This is a genomic window from Mycoplana sp. 10N416 (genome assembly GCF_056394765.1).
Map to the genome: position 1 here is coordinate 1 of NZ_JBFTIM010000001.1, position 17,635 is coordinate 17,635.

General features: G+C 60.6%; 15 protein-coding genes and 1 tRNA gene. 1 reads left to right on the plus strand and 15 read right to left on the minus strand.

The genetic code is table 11. The features are described from left to right. The 5 genes from AC1DDS_RS00005 to AC1DDS_RS00025 all read right to left on the minus strand — a co-directional run. On the minus strand, window positions 1-146 hold a 146-nt coding region (locus AC1DDS_RS00005), incomplete at its 3' end, for a GTP-binding protein (protein WP_477477730.1). 67 nt (window positions 147-213) lie between these two features. Continuing rightward, entirely contained in the window at window positions 214-2,313 is a 2,100-nt protein-coding gene (gene fusA, locus AC1DDS_RS00010) for an elongation factor G (protein ID WP_310423668.1), read from the minus strand. Between the two features lie 21 nt (window positions 2,314-2,334). Then, the gene (gene rpsG / locus AC1DDS_RS00015; protein ID WP_192244053.1) at window positions 2,335-2,805 is read right to left on the minus strand and encodes a 30S ribosomal protein S7; all 471 of its coding nucleotides are present in this window, start codon (window positions 2,803-2,805) and stop codon (window positions 2,335-2,337) included. A 54-nt stretch (window positions 2,806-2,859) separates the two neighbouring features. Continuing rightward, the gene (gene rpsL / locus AC1DDS_RS00020; RefSeq protein WP_108001311.1) at window positions 2,860-3,231 is read right to left on the minus strand and encodes a 30S ribosomal protein S12; all 372 of its coding nucleotides are present in this window, start codon (window positions 3,229-3,231) and stop codon (window positions 2,860-2,862) included. A 421-nt stretch (window positions 3,232-3,652) separates the two neighbouring features. Beyond that, on the minus strand, window positions 3,653-3,808 hold the full coding sequence (locus tag AC1DDS_RS00025) for a hypothetical protein (protein ID WP_477477037.1): 156 nt from the start codon (window positions 3,806-3,808) through the stop codon (window positions 3,653-3,655). Here AC1DDS_RS00025 and AC1DDS_RS00030 point away from each other — a divergent pair. Further along, on the plus strand, window positions 3,807-4,100 hold the full coding sequence (locus AC1DDS_RS00030; protein WP_310423672.1) for a transcriptional regulator: 294 nt from the start codon (window positions 3,807-3,809) through the stop codon (window positions 4,098-4,100). The two genes, AC1DDS_RS00025 and AC1DDS_RS00030, sit on opposite strands and share 2 nt — an antisense overlap. Before the next feature lie 119 nt (window positions 4,101-4,219). Here AC1DDS_RS00030 and AC1DDS_RS00035 read toward each other — a convergent pair whose 3' ends face one another. From AC1DDS_RS00035 to AC1DDS_RS00080, 10 genes are all read right to left on the minus strand, one after another. Continuing rightward, entirely contained in the window at window positions 4,220-4,465 is a 246-nt protein-coding gene (locus AC1DDS_RS00035; protein WP_477477038.1) for a hypothetical protein, read from the minus strand. A gap of 261 nt (window positions 4,466-4,726) precedes the next feature. Continuing rightward, window positions 4,727-8,941, minus strand: a complete 4,215-nt coding sequence (gene rpoC / locus AC1DDS_RS00040; RefSeq protein ID WP_477477039.1) for a DNA-directed RNA polymerase subunit beta' — start codon at window positions 8,939-8,941, stop codon at window positions 4,727-4,729. A 180-nt stretch (window positions 8,942-9,121) separates the two neighbouring features. After that, window positions 9,122-13,261, minus strand: a complete 4,140-nt coding sequence (rpoB, locus tag AC1DDS_RS00045; RefSeq protein ID WP_477477040.1) for a DNA-directed RNA polymerase subunit beta — start codon at window positions 13,259-13,261, stop codon at window positions 9,122-9,124. A 251-nt stretch (window positions 13,262-13,512) separates the two neighbouring features. Then, window positions 13,513-13,890: a 50S ribosomal protein L7/L12 gene (rplL, locus tag AC1DDS_RS00050; protein ID WP_310423682.1), complete on the minus strand. Its 378-nt coding sequence runs from the start codon at window positions 13,888-13,890 to the stop codon at window positions 13,513-13,515. Between the two features lie 60 nt (window positions 13,891-13,950). Continuing rightward, window positions 13,951-14,469 carry a 50S ribosomal protein L10 gene (rplJ, locus tag AC1DDS_RS00055; protein WP_477477041.1) on the minus strand — a complete coding sequence of 173 codons (519 nt, stop codon included), beginning with the start codon at window positions 14,467-14,469 and terminating at the stop codon, window positions 13,951-13,953. 341 nt (window positions 14,470-14,810) lie between these two features. Beyond that, window positions 14,811-15,506, minus strand: coding sequence for a 50S ribosomal protein L1 (gene rplA, locus AC1DDS_RS00060; protein ID WP_310423688.1), 696 nt, complete (start codon window positions 15,504-15,506; stop codon window positions 14,811-14,813). Window positions 15,507-15,510: 4 nt separating this feature from the next. Beyond that, window positions 15,511-15,939 (minus strand): 50S ribosomal protein L11, encoded by a 429-nt coding sequence (gene rplK, locus AC1DDS_RS00065; RefSeq protein WP_310423691.1) that lies wholly within the window; start codon window positions 15,937-15,939, stop codon window positions 15,511-15,513. Between the two features lie 210 nt (window positions 15,940-16,149). Continuing rightward, complete coding sequence (gene nusG, locus AC1DDS_RS00070; protein ID WP_310423694.1) at window positions 16,150-16,680, minus strand: transcription termination/antitermination protein NusG; 531 nt, start codon at window positions 16,678-16,680, stop codon at window positions 16,150-16,152. Between the two features lie 16 nt (window positions 16,681-16,696). Next, a complete protein-coding gene (secE, locus tag AC1DDS_RS00075) occupies window positions 16,697-16,897 on the minus strand; it encodes a preprotein translocase subunit SecE (protein ID WP_310423697.1) in 201 nt (66 codons plus the stop codon). A gap of 180 nt (window positions 16,898-17,077) precedes the next feature. Further along, window positions 17,078-17,153 (minus strand) — tRNA-Trp (locus tag AC1DDS_RS00080). Between the last annotated feature and the right edge of the window lie 482 nt (window positions 17,154-17,635).

Consider the following 17,635-nt stretch of genomic DNA (forward strand, 5'->3'; position numbering starts at 1 on the left):
GGAGCGGCGTCGATCTGGTCATACGCCTTGAACTCGCCGAAGTACTTCGTGATCGCCGCCGTCGTCGACGTCTTGCCATGGTCGACGTGGCCGATCGTGCCGATGTTTACGTGAGGCTTGTTGCGCTCAAACTTACCTTTTGCCATTTCCGGCTCTCCATATCTGCCCCCTGGAGGGGGAATAGTTCAAATCGTTTCGGATGGCGTATTCCGGTCACTTCTGACCGGAATACTTCGCCTGGATTTCCTGCGCTACGTTCGACGGAACCGGCGCATAGTGATCGAACGTCATCGTGTACTGCGCGCGGCCCTGAGACATCGAGCGCAGGTTGTCGACGTACTTGAACATGTTTGCCAGCGGCACGTGAGCGTTGATGACAACCGCCACGCCACGCGCTTCCTGACCCTGGATCTGACCACGACGCGAGTTCAGATCGCCGATCACGTCGCCGACGTAATCTTCCGGGGTCACGACCTCGACCTTCATCATCGGCTCGAGGAGCTGAGCTCCGGCCTTCTTTGCCGCTTCACGGAAGCAGGCACGCGAGGCGATTTCGAAGGCGAGGACCGACGAGTCGACGTCGTGGAACGCACCGTCGATGAGGGTCGCCTTGACGCCCAGCATCGGGAAGCCGGCAAGCGGACCAGACGTCAGAACGCTTTCGATGCCCTTCTGAACGCCCGGGATGTATTCCTTCGGAACCGCACCGCCGACGATCTTGGACTCGAACTTGAAGTCTTCGCCTTCCGGATTCGGTTCGAAGATGATCTTGACGCGGGCGAACTGGCCGGTACCACCGGTCTGCTTCTTGTGCGTGTAGTCTTCTTCGCAAGCCTTGGTGATCGTTTCGCGGTAGGCAACCTGCGGTGCACCGACGTTTGCTTCGACCTTGAACTCGCGACGCATGCGGTCAACGAGGATGTCGAGGTGAAGCTCGCCCATGCCGGCGATGATCGTCTGGCCGGATTCCTGGTCGGTCTTGACGCGGAAGGACGGGTCCTCGGCGGCCAGACGGTTGAGCGCGAGGCCCATCTTTTCCTGGTCGCCCTTGGACTTCGGCTCGATCGCGATCTGGATGACCGGCTCCGGGAACTCCATGCGCTCAAGAATGACCGGCTTCAGCGGGTCGCAGAGCGTGTCACCGGTGGTGGTTTCCTTCAGACCGGCCAGAGCAACGATGTCGCCCGCGAAGGCTTCTTCGATGTCTTCACGCGAGTTGGAGTGCATCTGCAGCATACGGCCGACGCGCTCGCGCTTTTCCTTGACCGTGTTCATCACCGAAGCGCCCTTCTCGAGCTTGCCCGAGTAGATGCGGCAGAAGGTGAGCGAACCGACGAAGGGGTCGTTCATGATCTTGAACGCCAGCAAGGACAGCGGCTCGTTGTCGTCGGAATGACGCTCGATTTCAGCTTCCGTCTTGGCGTCGATGCCCTTGATGGCCGGGATATCGACCGGCGACGGCAGGTAGTCGACGACCGCGTCGAGGAGCGGCTGGACGCCCTTGTTCTTGAAGGCGGTGCCGCAGAAGACCGGGTGGAACTTGACGTCGATCGTGCCGCGACGAACGAGTTCGCGGATCTTGTCGTTGTCAGGCATCTGGCCTTCGAGATAGGCTTCCATCGCGGCTTCGTCGATCTCGACCACGGTCTCGATCAGCTTCTCGCGATATTCTTCGGCCTGGGCCTTCATGTCTTCCGGGATCTCAACAACGTCCCACTGCGCACCAAGCGCTTCGTCGCGCCAGACGAGGGCGTTCATTTCGATCAGGTCGACGACGCCCTGGAAATCGCTTTCGGCGCCGATCGGCAGCTGCATCGCAACCGGGATCGCACCCAGACGCGACTTGATCATGCTCAGGCAGCGATAGAAATCGGCGCCGGTCTTGTCCATCTTGTTGCAGAAGATCATGCGCGGAACATGATACTTCTCGGCCTGGCGCCAGACGGTCTCCGTCTGCGGCTCGACGCCGGCGTTGGAGTCGAGCAGCGCGACAGCGCCGTCGAGAACACGCAGCGAGCGCTCGACTTCAATAGTGAAGTCAACGTGGCCGGGGGTGTCGATGATGTTGAAGCGGCGCATCTTGCCGTCACGGCCCTTCCAGTAGGTCGTGGTGGCGGCGGACGTGATGGTGATGCCGCGCTCCTGCTCCTGCTCCATCCAGTCCATCGTCGAGGCGCCGTCGTGGGTCTCGCCCATCTTGTGCGACTTGCCGGTGTAATAGAGGATGCGCTCGGTCGTCGTCGTCTTGCCGGCGTCGATGTGCGCCATGATACCGAAGTTACGGTAGTCTTCGATCTTGTATTCGCGTGCCATAAGGGACTGCCTTTTTCGAGATTACCAACGGTAGTGCGAGAACGCACGGTTGGCATCGGCCATCTTGTGCGTGTCTTCGCGCTTCTTGACGGCGCTGCCGCGGTTGTTTGCCGCGTCCATGAGTTCGCCCGAAAGGCGCTCGACCATGGTGGTTTCGTTGCGCTTGCGCGCCGCGGCGATCAGCCAACGGATTGCGAGAGCCTGGCGGCGCTCCGGACGAACGTCGACCGGAACCTGGTAGGTCGCACCACCGACGCGGCGCGAGCGCACTTCGACGTGCGGAGCGACGTTGTCGAGAGCAGAATGGAATACCGTCACCGGATCCTGCTTGGACTTGCCCTGGACAACATCGAAGGCGCCGTAAACGATCGTTTCGGCGACGGACTTCTTGCCGTCCAGCATGATGGCATTCATGAACTTGGTGACTACGAGGTCGCCGAACTTCGGGTCCGGGTTGATCTCGCGCTTTTCTGCTTTATGGCGACGGGACATACTTTTCGTCTCTCAACTTAGAATGGGTTCCAGCGAAATGGCGCCGGTGACTGATTACTTCGGACGCTTCGCGCCGTACTTGGAGCGGCGCTGCTTGCGGTTCTTGACACCCTGGGTATCGAGAACGCCGCGGATGATGTGGTAACGCACACCCGGAAGGTCCTTCACGCGGCCGCCGCGGATCATGACCACGGAGTGCTCCTGAAGGTTATGGCCTTCGCCCGGGATGTAACCAATGACTTCGAAGCCGTTGGTCAGGCGAATCTTGGCGACCTTACGCAGAGCCGAGTTCGGCTTCTTCGGGGTCGTCGTGTAGACGCGGGTGCATACGCCGCGCTTCTGCGGGTTCTCCTGAAGAGCGGGAACCTTGTTGCGCTTTACCTGTGCCTGACGCGGCTTACGGATCAGCTGTTGTACGGTAGGCATATAACCATCCCTTGCAATTTGTCTCGTTTACCCTTCCGGGCGGAAATGTACCGTTTCCGGTGATTGCCACACGCCTGCGTTCATGCGCAAAACAGGACCGATCCGCTTATCGCAGATGGCCCTCAAAGGCAGAGGACGCGATATTCCCGCGTCATGCGTGCAGCAGTCATGTCTTCAACGTGCGTTGGAGCCTTGTTTGAGGCGAACTTCAGAACGAGTCGAACCGAACCAGCCAGCCTCACATGGGCTCCGATGCGCGTGCCATCTACTGACTTAAACCCCTGGCGTCAAGGGGAGCCGGGAAATATTCTTGCGCGCAGGACGTCGAAAGCCCTGAAAAGCGGGGTTTACGCGTCGATACCTGAGGCTTGCTCTTAAAACTGCTATCCAGCTTGGAGCGAAGCCTCTTGCACGGCCATTCTTAAAGAATCGTGAAGAAGGAATCAATGCCGATCTGCGCCGGCCCATCGACGCCGGTGGCAGCCGCGCATTTTTCGGCGTCACTTTCCATTTGGCGGCAATCGGCGTATGCAGGACGGCTCTTGCACGCTCGCAGCATTCCGAAGGACAGCATCATGACCATCTCGCCCGACAACGACAATACCGAGGACGCAATGGTGTTCATCATCATCGGCAAGGCCTATGAGCGCGATGGCGACGAGGAAGGCATCGACATCCACGTCATGTTGCGGGCTCCGGACGACGACAGTGCGGTTCGCGAGGCTCTCAATGCGCTGGCGGAGGAAGGATTTCTGGAGGCCGACCTTGATCAGATCGGTACGCTGTCCGGCGCGCCCGAAGACGAACCGCACGCTTCCGCGTATCAGGGGGCGCTTGAAGGTGAGGTTGCGATCATTCGCTTTGCCTGATCGCCGCCGGCCTGTTCCCCAATAGCCGGCTCATGCAGGTCATCCCAATGCGGCTTCGCCGATCGCCACAGCCCCCTAGCGCGTCCCTGTCCGCGTCGATCGGCGAAGCTCTCGGGAGGCTAGGCCTCCCAAGCGAGATAAACGGCTCCTGCTCTGTCGCTGAAGGTGGCACCTGTGACGGTACCACCGACGGCGACATCGCCTTCGTATTGGAATCCCCTCCCCCTCAAGAGGATCTCGCCACCGCGGGCGTCACGATAGATCGCCTTTGTCGCGGTTTTTGAGATCAGTATCGGCACGCTTCCATTGACGGCACCCAAATGCGATTCAGCAGGGTGCAGTATGCATTTCACTTCATCTGCCATCGAATTCCCCTCTGGATTGTAAGTTGCGCCGTAACTTTTGCGTGCAATGCGTTGTGCCTGCCACCCCCATTTGGGTTAGACCTGCAAATTTTCCCGTGCACTGCCAATCGTGGGCTGCCGTTCGCCGCAGCCTCGGATCGACGTCAATGGCCCGCGATGCTGAAAAGATGCCGCGAAATCCGCCCATAAAAAAACGCCCGGATCTCTCCGGGCGTTCTGCTTTGTCAAATCAGCCGCGCGGCGCGCGGCGCAACGGCCAGCTTACTCACCGACCGGGACGCTGACGTCTTCGGCCAGGTCCGCAAGCATCGGGGTGGCAACAGCCGCCCCCGTCGACTTGCGGCGCTCATCGAGGATCATCTCGTCGCGAGCCGTCGCGATGCGGCGGATCTGGGTCATGGTTCCGCCGGTGCCGGCCGGGATCAGGCGGCCGACGATGACGTTCTCCTTCAGACCCTGCAGGCCATCCGTCTTCCCGGCGATCGCAGCTTCCGTCAGCACCTTCGTCGTTTCCTGGAAGGATGCGGCGGAGATGAAGGACGGGGTCTGCAGCGACGCCTTGGTGATGCCGAGCAGAACCGGGTCGCCGAAGGCAGGCTTCTTGCCTTCCTCGATCAGGCGGTCGTTGACGTCTTCCAGTTCGATCCGGTCGACGTTGTCGCCGACGATGTAGGTGCTGTCGCCCGCATCGGTGATCTCGACCTTTTGCAGCATCTGGCGAACGATCACCTCGATGTGCTTGTCGTTGATCAAAACGCCCTGCAACCGATAGACTTCCTGAATCTCGTTGACGAGGTACGAAGCAAGCGCTTCGACGCCCTTGATCGCCAGGATGTCGTGCGGCGCCGGATTGCCGTCGAGGATGTAGTCACCCTTTTCGATGTAGTCGCCGTCCTGAAGGTGGAAGGGCTTGCCCTTCGGGATCAGGTACTCGACCGGATCGACACCGTCTTCCGCCGGCTCGATCGTGATGCGGCGCTTGTTCTTGTAGTCGCGGCCGAAACGGACCGTACCATCGATCTCTGCGATGACGGCGTGATCCTTCGGACGACGTGCCTCGAACAGTTCGGCAACACGCGGCAGACCACCGGTGATGTCCTTGGTCTTGGCGCTTTCCAGCGGCGAACGGGCAAGCACGTCACCCTGGCTGACCTTGTTGCCGGGCTCGACCGAAAGGATCGCGTCGACCGACAGCATGAAGCGGGCTTCACCACCACGGGCAAGCTTGGCAACGGCGCCGTTCTTGTCCTTGATGACGATCGCGGGCTTCAGGTCGGTGCCACGCGGCGTCGAACGCCAGTCGATAACCTGGCGCTTGGTGATGCCAGTGGACTCGTCGGTTGCTTCCAGAACGGAGATGCCGTCGACCACGTCCTCGAAGTGAACGGTGCCTTCCACTTCCGTCATCATCGGACGGGTGTAGGGATCCCATTCGGCGAGACGCTGACCGCGCTTCACCTTGTCGCCATCGTCAACGAAGATCTTCGAACCGTAGGCAACGCGCTGCGAGGAACGCTCAACGCCACGCTCGTCGAGGATGGTGATCGCCATGTTACGGCCCATCGCGACGAGGTTTCCGTCGGAGTTGCGCAGCATGTTGCGGTTCTTCATCTGCACCGTGCCTTCATACGATGCTTCCAGGAACGACTGGTCGACCACGGTCGCCGTGCCGCCAAGGTGGAAGGTACGCATGGTGAGCTGGGTGCCCGGTTCACCGATCGACTGTGCCGCGATGACGCCAACGGCTTCGCCCATGTTGACGGGTGTGCCACGTGCAAGGTCGCGACCGTAGCAGACGCCGCAGACGCCGGTCTGGATTTCGCAGGTCAGCGCCGAGCGGATGCGGATCGACTGGATACCAGCCTTCTCGATCTCGACGACGTCGGCCTCGAGGATCATCTTGCCGGCATCGACGATGCGCGCACCCGTGACCGGATGATCGATGTCGTCAAGTGCGGTACGGCCGAGAACGCGAGTGCCGATCGAAGCCACGACCTGACCGGCATCGACGATCGCCGTCATCGTGAGGCCCTTGTCGGTGCCGCAATCGACGGAGTTGACGATGCAGTCCTGGGCCACGTCGACGAGACGACGGGTCAGGTAACCGGAGTTCGCGGTCTTCAAGGCGGTATCTGCCAGACCCTTACGAGCACCGTGCGTCGAGTTGAAGTACTCGTTCACGGTCAGGCCTTCCTTGAAGTTCGAAATGATCGGCGTCTCGATGATCTCGCCCGACGGCTTGGCCATGAGGCCGCGCATTCCGCCCAGCTGACGCATCTGGTTCGGCGAACCACGGGCGCCCGAGTGGGACATCATGTAGATCGCGTTCATCGGCTTCTGACGACCGGTTTCCGAGTCGAACTCGACGGCCTTAATGCGGGCCATCATATCCTCGGCGACCTTTTCGGTGGCCTTGCCCCAGGCGTCGACGACCTTGTTGTACTTCTCGCCCTGGGTGATCAGGCCGTCGTTGTACTGCTGCTCGTATTCCTTCACGAGCGCTTCGGTATCTCCGACGATCTTCACCTTGGTGTCCGGAATGACCATGTCGTCCTTGCCGAACGAAATGCCGGCCTTGCAGGCGTGGGTGAAGCCGAGCTGCATGATCCGGTCGCAGAAGATGACCGTGTCCTTCTGGCCGCAGTGGCGATAGACCGTGTCGATCATCTTGGAGATGTTCTTCTTGGTCATTTCCTGGTTGCAGATGTCGAACGGCACGTTGGCGCTCTTCGGCAGCAGTTCGCCGATCATCAGGCGGCCCGGGGTCGTCTCGTAGATCTTCGAGACCGGGTTGCCCTCGGCGTCGACGGTCTTGTAGCGGCCCTTGATCTTGGCGTGCAGGGTCACGGACTTGGTTTCAAGCGCGTGCTGCAGCTCGCCGAGATCGGAGAAGGCCATGCCTTCGCCCGGCTCGTTCTGGTTCATGATCGACAGGTAGTACAGGCCGAGAACCATGTCCTGCGAGGGAACGATGATCGGGGCGCCGTTTGCCGGATGCAGGATGTTGTTGGTCGACATCATCAGCACGCGGGCTTCAAGCTGGGCTTCGAGCGACAGCGGCACGTGAACAGCCATCTGGTCGCCGTCGAAGTCGGCGTTGAAGGCGGTGCAGACCAGCGGGTGCAGCTGGATCGCCTTGCCTTCGACCAGGATCGGTTCGAAGGCCTGGATGCCCAGGCGGTGCAGCGTCGGCGCGCGGTTCAGCAGAACCGGATGCTCGCGGATGACCTCGTCGAGGATATCCCAGACTTCCGGCTTTTCCTTCTCGACCAGCTTCTTGGCCTGCTTGACGGTCGAGGAGAAACCCTTCGCGTCGAGGCGGGCGTAGATGAACGGCTTGAACAGCTCGAGCGCCATCTTCTTCGGTAGGCCGCACTGATGCAGCTTCAGTTCCGGACCGGTCACGATGACCGAACGGCCGGAATAGTCGACGCGCTTGCCGAGCAGGTTCTGGCGGAAGCGGCCCTGCTTGCCCTTGAGCATGTCGGACAGCGACTTCAGCGGACGCTTGTTGGCACCGGTGATGACGCGGCCGCGGCGGCCGTTGTCGAACAGGGCGTCCACCGACTCCTGAAGCATGCGCTTCTCGTTGCGGATGATGATGCCCGGTGCGCGCAGCTCGATCAGCCGCTTCAGACGGTTGTTGCGGTTGATGACGCGGCGATAGAGATCGTTGAGGTCGGACGTCGCGAAGCGGCCGCCATCGAGCGGAACCAGCGGACGCAGGTCCGGCGGGATCACCGGGACGACCTTCATGATCATCCATTCCGGACGATTGCCGGACTCGATGAAGTTCTCGACGATCTTCAGGCGCTTCATCAGCTTCTTCTGCTTGAGATCCGACGTGGTGTCGGCAAGCTCGGCGCGCAGGTCGCCCGCGATCTTCTCAAGGTTCATCGAAGCGAGCATCTCGTAGATCGCCTCGGCGCCGATCATGGCGGTGAACTGGTCCTCGCCATATTCATCGACCGCGATCATGTACTCTTCTTCGGAAAGAAGCTGGTTTTCCTTCAGCGCCGTCAGGCCCGGCTCGGTGACGATGTAGTTCTCGAAGTAGAGAACGCGCTCGACATCCTTCAGCGTCATGTCGAGCAGCGTCGAGATGCGCGAGGGCAACGACTTCAGGAACCAGATGTGGGCAACGGGCGCTGCGAGCTCGATGTGGCCCATGCGCTCGCGGCGAACGCGCGACAGCGTGACTTCGACGCCGCACTTTTCGCAGATGATGCCCTTGTACTTCATGCGCTTGTACTTGCCGCACAGGCACTCGTAGTCCTTGATCGGCCCGAAGATGCGCGCGCAGAAGAGACCGTCGCGTTCCGGCTTGAACGTGCGGTAGTTGATCGTCTCCGGCTTCTTGATCTCGCCATAAGACCAGGAAAGAATCTTCTCCGGCGACGCAATCGAGATCCGGATGGAATCGAAGGTCTGTGCAGGCACCTGCGGATTGAAAAGATTCATGACCTCTTGGTTCATGCCTGTCTCCTTTGTGGGCCTGAGGCCCTCAGCTTAGCGGGCGAATGCGGCGATACCCGGGTGCCGCAATGCCGCTTGAAACGGATAGTGCCGCTCCCGAAGAAGCAGCCAAGCCCCTGCCCCGCCGTTACGGCGGAACAGGAACGGTGCGCGCCACATCGCAGCGCGCGCCCGTGAAGCTTACTCGGCGGCGTCCGAAAGCTGGCCCTCGGCGGTCTGCTCGACCTTCGAGTTCTCCAGCTCGACCGACAGACCCAGCGAGCGCATTTCCTTGACGAGAACGTTGAAGCTCTCCGGAATGCCGGCCTCGAAGGTGTCGTCGCCACGCACGATCGCCTCGTACACCTTGGTACGACCCGCCACGTCGTCCGACTTCACCGTCAGCATCTCCTGCAGGGTGTAGGCGGCGCCGTAGGCTTCGAGCGCCCAGACCTCCATTTCCCCGAAGCGCTGACCGCCGAACTGCGCCTTGCCACCCAGCGGCTGCTGGGTCACGAGCGAGTACGGGCCGATCGAACGGGCGTGGATCTTGTCGTCCACGAGGTGGTTCAGCTTCAGCATGTAGATGTAGCCGACGGTGACCTGGCGGTCGAACTGGTCGCCGGTACGGCCGTCATAGAGCGTCGACTGACCGGTGACCTTGAGGCCGGCCTGTGCGAGCATCTCGTTGACGTCCTTCTCGACGGCACCGTCGAACACCGGGGTCGCGATCGACACGCCACGACGGGTCTGTTCGGCAAGCTTAACGATCGACTCATCGTCGTACTGCTTGATCGGCTCACCCTTCGGGCCGGAACCGATGACGCTGTCGATGGTGTCGCGCAGCGGTTGGATGTCGGCGCCTGCCTTGTAGGCGTCCAGCATCTCGCCGATCTGCTTGCCCATGCCGGCACAAGCCCAGCCGAGGTGCGTCTCCAGGATCTGGCCGACATTCATGCGCGAGGGCACGCCCAGCGGGTTCAGCACGATGTCGACATGCGTGCCGTCTTCGAGGAACGGCATGTCCTCGACCGGAACGATGCGCGACACGACGCCCTTGTTGCCGTGACGGCCGGCCATCTTGTCGCCCGGCTGGATCTTGCGCTTCACCGCGACGAAGACCTTGACCATCTTCATCACGCCCGGAGGCATTTCGTCGCCGCGCTGGACCTTCTCGACCTTGTCCATGAAGCGCTGCTCAAGGCGCGACTTGGATTCGTCGTACTGGCCGCGAAGCGCCTCGATCTCGCCCTGAACCTTCTCGTCTTCGACGGCGAACATCCACCACTGCGAGCGGGGGTATTCGGAGATGACGGCGTTGGAGAGCTCGGTGCCCTTCTTGAAGCCCTTCGGACCGGCAACCGCCACGTGACCACGCAGCATGTCGATCAGACGGCCGTAGACGTTGCGGTCGAGGATCGCCTGCTCGTCGTCACGGTCCTTGGCGAGACGCTCGATTTCCTCGCGCTCGATCGCCATCGCGCGCTCGTCCTTCTCCACGCCGTGGCGGTTGAAGACGCGGACTTCGACGACGGTGCCGAAGGTGCCCGGCGGCATGCGCATGGAGGTGTCACGAACGTCGGACGCCTTCTCACCGAAGATGGCGCGCAGAAGCTTTTCTTCCGGCGTCATCGGGCTTTCGCCCTTCGGCGTGATCTTGCCGACGAGGATGTCACCCGGCTGAACCTCGGCGCCGATATAGACGATGCCGGCTTCGTCCAGATTCTTCAGCGCTTCTTCCGAAACGTTCGGAATGTCGCGGGTGATTTCTTCCGGACCGAGCTTCGTGTCACGCGCCATCACTTCGAATTCTTCGATGTGGATGGAGGTGAACACGTCGTCGGACACGATGCGCTCGGAGAGCAGGATCGAGTCTTCGTAGTTGTAGCCGTTCCACGGCATGAACGCGACGAGCGCGTTGCGGCCGAGCGCCAGATCGCCGAGGTCGGTCGACGGACCGTCGGCAATGATGTCGCCCTTGTTCAGAACGTCACCGACGGTGACCAGCGGGCGCTGGTTGACGCAGGTGTTCTGGTTGGAACGCTGGAACTTCTGCAGGCGGTAGATATCGACGCCCGACTTCGACGGATCGAGGTCTTCGGTGGCGCGGATAACGATACGGGTCGCGTCGACCTGGTCGACGACACCGCCGCGGCGTGCCGCGATCGCAGCACCCGAGTCACGGGCGACGACCGGCTCCATGCCGGTGCCGACGAACGGCGCTTCCGCCCGCAGAAGCGGAACGGCCTGACGCTGCATGTTCGAACCCATCAGCGCGCGGTTGGCGTCGTCGTTCTCGAGGAACGGAATGAGCGCGGCCGCGACGGAGACGAGCTGCTTCGGCGAAACGTCCATCAGGTTGATCTGGTCGCGCGGCGCAAGCATGACTTCGCCGGCGTGACGGCAAACGACGAATTCTTCTTCAAATTCGTTGTTGGCGTCCAGGATCGAGTTCGCCTGGGCGACGTGGTACTTGGCCTCTTCCATCGCCGACAGGTAGACGACTTCGGTCGTTACCTTGCCGTCCACGATCTTACGGTACGGGCTTTCGATGAAGCCGTACTTGTTGACGCGGGCGAAGGTTGCAAGCGAGTTGATCAGACCGATGTTCGGGCCTTCCGGCGTCTCGATCGGGCAGATGCGGCCGTAGTGGGTCGGGTGAACGTCGCGGACTTCGAAGCCGGCGCGCTCGCGGGTCAGACCACCCGGGCCAAGGGCCGAGAGACGGCGCTTGTGGGTGATTTCCGACAGCGGGTTCACCTGGTCCATGAACTGCGACAGCTGCGAGGAGCCGAAGAATTCGCGAACCGCAGCGGCAGCCGGCTTCGCGTTGATCAGGTCCTGGGGCATGACGGTGTCGATCTCAATCGACGACATGCGTTCCTTGATCGCACGCTCCATGCGCAGCAGGCCGAGACGGTACTGGTTCTCCATCAGCTCGCCGACCGAACGGACGCGGCGGTTGCCGAGGTTGTCGATGTCGTCGATCTCGCCCTTGCCGTCGCGCAGGTCGACCAGCATCTTGACGACCGCCAGGATGTCTTCCTTGCGCAGAACGCGGACGGTATCGGCAACGTCAAGGTCGAGACGCATGTTCATCTTGACGCGGCCGACGGCCGACAGGTCATAGCGCTCGGCATCGAAGAACAGCGACTGGAACATCGCCTCGGCCGAATCCATCGTCGGCGGCTCGCCCGGACGCATGACGCGGTAGATGTCGAACAACGCGTCCTGACGGTTTTCGTTCTTGTCGACGTTGAGTGTGCTCCGGATATAGGCGCCGACGTTGATGTGATCGATGTCGAGAACCGGGATTTCGTCGAAGCCGGCCGAGAGGATGACCGGGAGGGTCTTCTCGTCGATCTCGTCTCCGGCTTCCAGATAGATTTCACCCGTCGAGTAGTTGACGACATCCTCGGCGAGGTAGTTGCCGTAGAGATCGTCGTCGGTCGCCTTCAGCGCCTTCAAGCCCTTTTCGGTGAGCTGCTTGAGCAGACGCGGGGTTAGCTTCTTGCCAGCCTCGACCACGACTTCGCCGGTGTCGGCGTCAATCATGTCGGCGATGGCCTTCTGGCCCTTCAACGCGTCCGGATGATACGGCACGCGCCAGCCTTCGCCGTCGCGCTGGTAGAGCGACTGCGTGTAGAAGGTCGACAGAATTTCCTCGCCGTCCATGCCGAGCGCCATCAGAAGCGACGTCACCGGGATCTTGCGGCGACGGTCGATGCGGGCGTGCACGATGTCCTTGGCGTCGAATTCGATGTCGAGCCAGGAGCCGCGGTACGGAATAACGCGCGCTGCGAAGAGCAGCTTGCCGGACGAATGGCTCTTGCCCTTGTCGTGGTCGAAGAAGACGCCCGGCGAACGGTGCATCTGCGAGACGATGACGCGCTCGGTGCCGTTGACAATGAAGGTACCGTTGTCGGTCATGAGCGGCATGTCGCCCATGTAGACGTTCTGTTCCTTGATGTCCTTGATCGACTTCGCGCCGGTATCCTCGTCAATATCGAACACGATGAGGCGCAGCGTCACCTTGAGCGGTGCGGCATAGGTCAGGTCGCGCTGACGGCATTCCTCGACGTCGAACTTCGGCGGCTCGAACTCATAGGAGACGAATTCCAGCATCGACGCGCCGGAAAAGTCGGTGATCGGGAATACCGACTTGAATACGGCCTGAAGGCCCTCGTCCGGGCGGCCGCCCGCGGGTTCGTCGACCATCAGAAACTGATCATAAGATGCCTTCTGAACCTCGATGAGGTTCGGCATCTCTGCTACTTCGGGAATTTTTCCAAAAAACTTGCGTACGCGCCTACGACCGTTAAACGAAAGGGTCTGAGCCATCGTCGCTCCTTCAATTTTGTGCATCCGGGCCTGCAACGGACGGGGTTCGCTGGCCAGTCGATCCCGTCGATCAATGGTATTCTCAATCTCGTCCCGCCTCCCGAACACACCGGCCGGATTGCCTGAAGCGGTTCGGTTTGGGACCATCCTCTTGAGAACCCATTACCCAAGAGCCGTTTTTGACGGATCTTGGGTAATCAGTTCGGGGGAAATGACCGGGGAAGGAGACCCTTCCCCGGCACATTCCGATATTACTTGACGTCGACCTTGGCGCCGGCGTCTTCAAGCTTCTTCTTGAGGTCAGCGGCTTCAGCCTTGGAAACGGCTTCCTTGACCGGCTTCGGAGCGCCTTCGACGAGGTCCTTGGCTTCCTTGAGGCCGAGGCCGGTGATGGCGCGGACTTCCTTGATGACGTTGATCTTGTTCGCGCCGGCATCAACGAGGATGACGTCGAACTCGGTCTTTTCTTCTTCAGCAGCAGCCGGAGCAGCACCGCCGCCAGCGGCAGCAACAGCTACCGGAGCAGCAGCCGAAACGCCCCACTTTTCTTCGAGCATCTTGGACAGCTCAGCAGCTTCCAGGACGGTCAGCGAGGAGAGGTCTTCAACGATCTTTGCGAGATCAGCCATTGTGATAGTTCCTTTTGTTCGGTTCGAACTGGGTTGTTTGATTTACAGCGAAAAACCGCCTCAAGCGGCTTCGTCCTTCTTGGCGTAGGCTGCAAACACGCGAGCAAGCTGGCTTGCCGGTGCTGCAACGACCGTGGCGACGCGCGTTGCCGGGGCATTCAGCAGGCCCAGCAGCTTCGCACGCAGCTCGTCCAGCGAAGGCAGGGTCGCAAGCGACTTGACTGCATCGGCGTCGAGCGTGGTCGCGCCCATGGTACCGCCGAGAACAACGAGCTTGTCGTTGGTCTTGGCGAAATCCATGGCAACCTTCGGAGCGATCATCGGATCATTTGCGTATGCAATGAGCGTCTGACCCTGGAAGAGATCAGACATCCCTTCCGACTCCGTACCCTGAAGGGCAATCTTGGCCAGGCGGTTCTTCGCGACTTTGACGGTTCCGCCCGCTGCACGCATCTTCGAACGAAGATCGTTCATCTGTGCAACGGTGATACCGGCATAGCGGGCCACGACAACCGAACCGGAAGCCTTGAAGACTTCGTTCAGCTCCGTGACGAATTCGCGTTTTTCCGCTCTTTCCACTGCCTATCTCCAGTTGACGGGGCTACGATTGCCGCAGTCCCCATCGGGTTTGCCTTTGCCGCCAGGGATCCTCTTGTCGAAGATCCCGAGCGACGCTCGAGGATCCTGTCCCCTCGCGCTCGACCTTTCGGCCGGGGCACAAGGCAAGGTAGGTTCGAACCGAATCTTTTCCGCGTATCGCTACGGGGTCGAAATCCAGGTCTTACCCGTCTCATGCAGGCAAAGTGATTAAGGGCCAACCACCTGCAATCTCGGACAGGAATTCCGGGTTTCCCCGGAAATTCCCGGCCAGACATGACCGGGAATTCTTGGTACGCCGGACGCATGGTCCGGCGAAATCGTTAAGCCGTTACGGTCGACGGGTCGATCTTGACGCCCGGGCCCATGGTCGAGGAGATCGCTACGCGCTTGACGTAGTTGCCCTTCGCCCCGGTCGGCTTCGCCTTGATGACGGCGTCAGCAAAGGCCTTGATGTTCTCTTCGAGCGCCTTGGCGTCGAAGGAAGCCTTGCCGATACCGGCGTGAATGATGCCGGCCTTCTCGACGCGAAACTCGACAGCGCCGCCCTTCGACGCCTTGACAGCGCCGGCGACATCCATCGTGACGGTGCCGACCTTCGGGTTCGGCATCATGCCACGCGGGCCGAGAACCTTACCGAGGCGGCCGACGAGCGGCATCATGTCCGGGGTGGCGATGCAGCGATCGAAGTCGATCTTGCCGCCCTGGACGATTTCCAGCAGGTCTTCCGCGCCGACGATGTCCGCACCAGCAGCCTTGGCTTCGTCGGCCTTGGCGCCACGGGCGAAAACGGCGACGCGAACCGAGCGGCCGGTGCCGTTCGGCAGGTTGACAACGCCACGGACCATCTGGTCGGCATGGCGCGGGTCGACGCCGAGGTTCATCGCGATTTCGACGGTTTCGTCGAACTTTGCCGTTGCCCGCTCCTTCACCAGAGCGATTGCGTCGCCGAGGGCGACGAGCTTGGTCGGATCGATCCCTTCACGGATCTTCTGAATACGCTTTGCAATCTTCGCCATGGTCTCAGCCCACCACTTCCAGGCCCATGGAGCGAGCCGAACCCGCGACCATTGCCATTGCGCCTTCTACGTCGGCAGCATTCAGGTCCTTCATCTTGGCTTCGGCGATCTTGCGGATCTGAGCCTCGGTGATGGTGCCAGCCTTCGTCTTGCCCGGGGCCTTGGAACCCGACTTCAGGCCCGCTTCCTTCTTGAGGAAGTAGGTGACCGGCGGCTGCTTCATCACAAAAGTGAAGGACTTGTCCTGGTAATAGGTGATGACGACCGGAATCGGCATACCCTTTTCCATTTCCTGCGTGGCGGCATTGAACGCCTTGCAGAATTCCATGATGTTAATGCCACGCTGACCAAGCGCAGGGCCAATCGGCGGGGACGGGTTTGCCGAACCTGCCGAAACCTGCAGCTTGAGCTGGCCTGCAACTTTCTTAGCCATTTCTCTCTGCCTTTTCTGTACGCGACCGGTTGCCCGGTCATTCATGCCGCCCGCAAAGAGCGGGCGACGGCTGCGGTTGCGTGGTGCGGAACGTGACGCCCGGCTTTAGGCGCCCATCCTTCCACGCGATTGCGGGAACTCCCGCACCGGCTCTTAAGGAGCCGGAACTCGAACCGCGCCGAACGGAACTCACTCCGCCGGCGCCGGTTATCAGATTTTTTCGACCTGGCCGTATTCCAGCTCGACCGGGGTGGCGCGACCGAAGATCGAAACCTCGACCTTCAAACGAGACCGCTCCTCGTCGACATCCTGGACAATCCCGTTGAACGACGCGAACGGGCCGTCGGAAACACGAACCTGCTCACCGATCTCGAAGGAAATCGACGGCTTCGGCCGATCAACACCTTCCTGCACCTGGCCAAGGATCCGCTCAGCCTCGTGATCCGGAATCGGAATCGGCTTGTTGTCGGAACCGAGGAAACCGGTCACCTTCGGGGTATTCTTGATGAGATGGTAGGCCTCATCCGTCAGGTTGGCACGCACCAGAACGTAGCCCGGAAAGAACTTGCGCTCTGCATCGACCTTGCGGCCACGACGCACTTCCACAACCTTTTCGGTCGGCACCAGAATCTTCTCGAAAAGATGCTCAAGCCCCTTCTGGCGAGCCTTCTCCTCGATCGATTCAGCAACCTTCTTCTCGAAATTCGAATAGGCGTGAACAATGTACCAACGCGAAGCCATGATCATCTCCACCCAATCACATACCGACGTGCAGGATCAGGCCAATCAGCCAACCCATCAGCTGGTCCGCAGCAAAAAAGAACAATGCGGCGAAGAAGACCATAATGAACACCATCACGGTCGAGATCATCGTCTCGCGCCGCGACGGCCAAGTCACTTTCGACGCTTCGGAGCGAACCTGCTGCAGAAACGCTATCGGATTCGTTTTGGATGCCATTGAATGCCCACGCCATTACGGCGCGTAAAGCCGAAACCTCAGCCCCACGCACCGCGTGTCTGTTTTGCCCTACATAAAGCGCGATTCTTCTTTTCACAAGAGGTAAACACGCTTTTCCCGAAAATGGACGCCTCCGTCCGGTTCGCCTTCCGCCCAGACGGCGCTGCGCTGATGTGCGAATGGCAGGGGCAGAGGGGCTCGAACCCCCGACCTGCGGTTTTGGAGACCGCCGCTCTACCAACTGAGCTATACCCCTTTATGCTGCGCTCAAAGCCCCAACCCAATCGAGTCGAGCGCTAAACAACAAGCATGGCGCTCCTTTAAGACGCGAACGGCACATTGGCAAGGGCGTTGTCTCATTTTTCACATCAATGAAGGCGACCACGCATTGAGCAGGTTTCTGAAGCTCAGATTGCGTCCACAGGTCTTTTTATACCATCCAATCAGCTATTTAAGACAGGCTTGGCTTCCAGCGAGTTTCGGGAAGGTTCGGCCGTTGTGACCACGGAAGGCCGGATCAGCGACCTTTCGAGCCGAAGTTGCCCGCCTGCCCCACCCATGCCGAGCCCGTCCATCTGACGATCGCCTCAAGAGGGTGATTGACGACTCGTTGGGTCCGAACTCGCCACACTGCCGGAGCCGACACGGCACGGGTTCTGTTTACCACTTGTTGAGCATGATTTCATACGGATCAGTAAAGATTGAACCTTTCGTGTCCTTCATGATTCAGTTCTGTGA

Coding starts and splice junctions, on each gene's coding strand:
- fusA (WP_310423668.1), bottom strand. CDS start 2,313: ATGGCACGCGAATACAAGATCGAAGACTACCGTAACTTCGGTATCATG.
- rpsG (WP_192244053.1), bottom strand. CDS start 2,805: ATGTCCCGTCGCCATAAAGCAGAAAAGCGCGAGATCAACCCGGACCCG.
- rpsL (WP_108001311.1), bottom strand. CDS start 3,231: ATGCCTACCGTACAACAGCTGATCCGTAAGCCGCGTCAGGCACAGGTA.
- AC1DDS_RS00030 (WP_310423672.1), top strand. CDS start 3,807: ATGACCATCTCGCCCGACAACGACAATACCGAGGACGCAATGGTGTTC.
- AC1DDS_RS00025 (WP_477477037.1), bottom strand. CDS start 3,808: ATGATGCTGTCCTTCGGAATGCTGCGAGCGTGCAAGAGCCGTCCTGCA.
- AC1DDS_RS00035 (WP_477477038.1), bottom strand. CDS start 4,465: ATGGCAGATGAAGTGAAATGCATACTGCACCCTGCTGAATCGCATTTG.
- rpoC (WP_477477039.1), bottom strand. CDS start 8,941: ATGAACCAAGAGGTCATGAATCTTTTCAATCCGCAGGTGCCTGCACAG.
- rpoB (WP_477477040.1), bottom strand. CDS start 13,261: ATGGCTCAGACCCTTTCGTTTAACGGTCGTAGGCGCGTACGCAAGTTT.
- rplL (WP_310423682.1), bottom strand. CDS start 13,890: ATGGCTGATCTCGCAAAGATCGTTGAAGACCTCTCCTCGCTGACCGTC.
- rplA (WP_310423688.1), bottom strand. CDS start 15,506: ATGGCGAAGATTGCAAAGCGTATTCAGAAGATCCGTGAAGGGATCGAT.
- rplK (WP_310423691.1), bottom strand. CDS start 15,939: ATGGCTAAGAAAGTTGCAGGCCAGCTCAAGCTGCAGGTTTCGGCAGGT.
- nusG (WP_310423694.1), bottom strand. CDS start 16,680: ATGGCTTCGCGTTGGTACATTGTTCACGCCTATTCGAATTTCGAGAAG.
- secE (WP_310423697.1), bottom strand. CDS start 16,897: ATGGCATCCAAAACGAATCCGATAGCGTTTCTGCAGCAGGTTCGCTCC.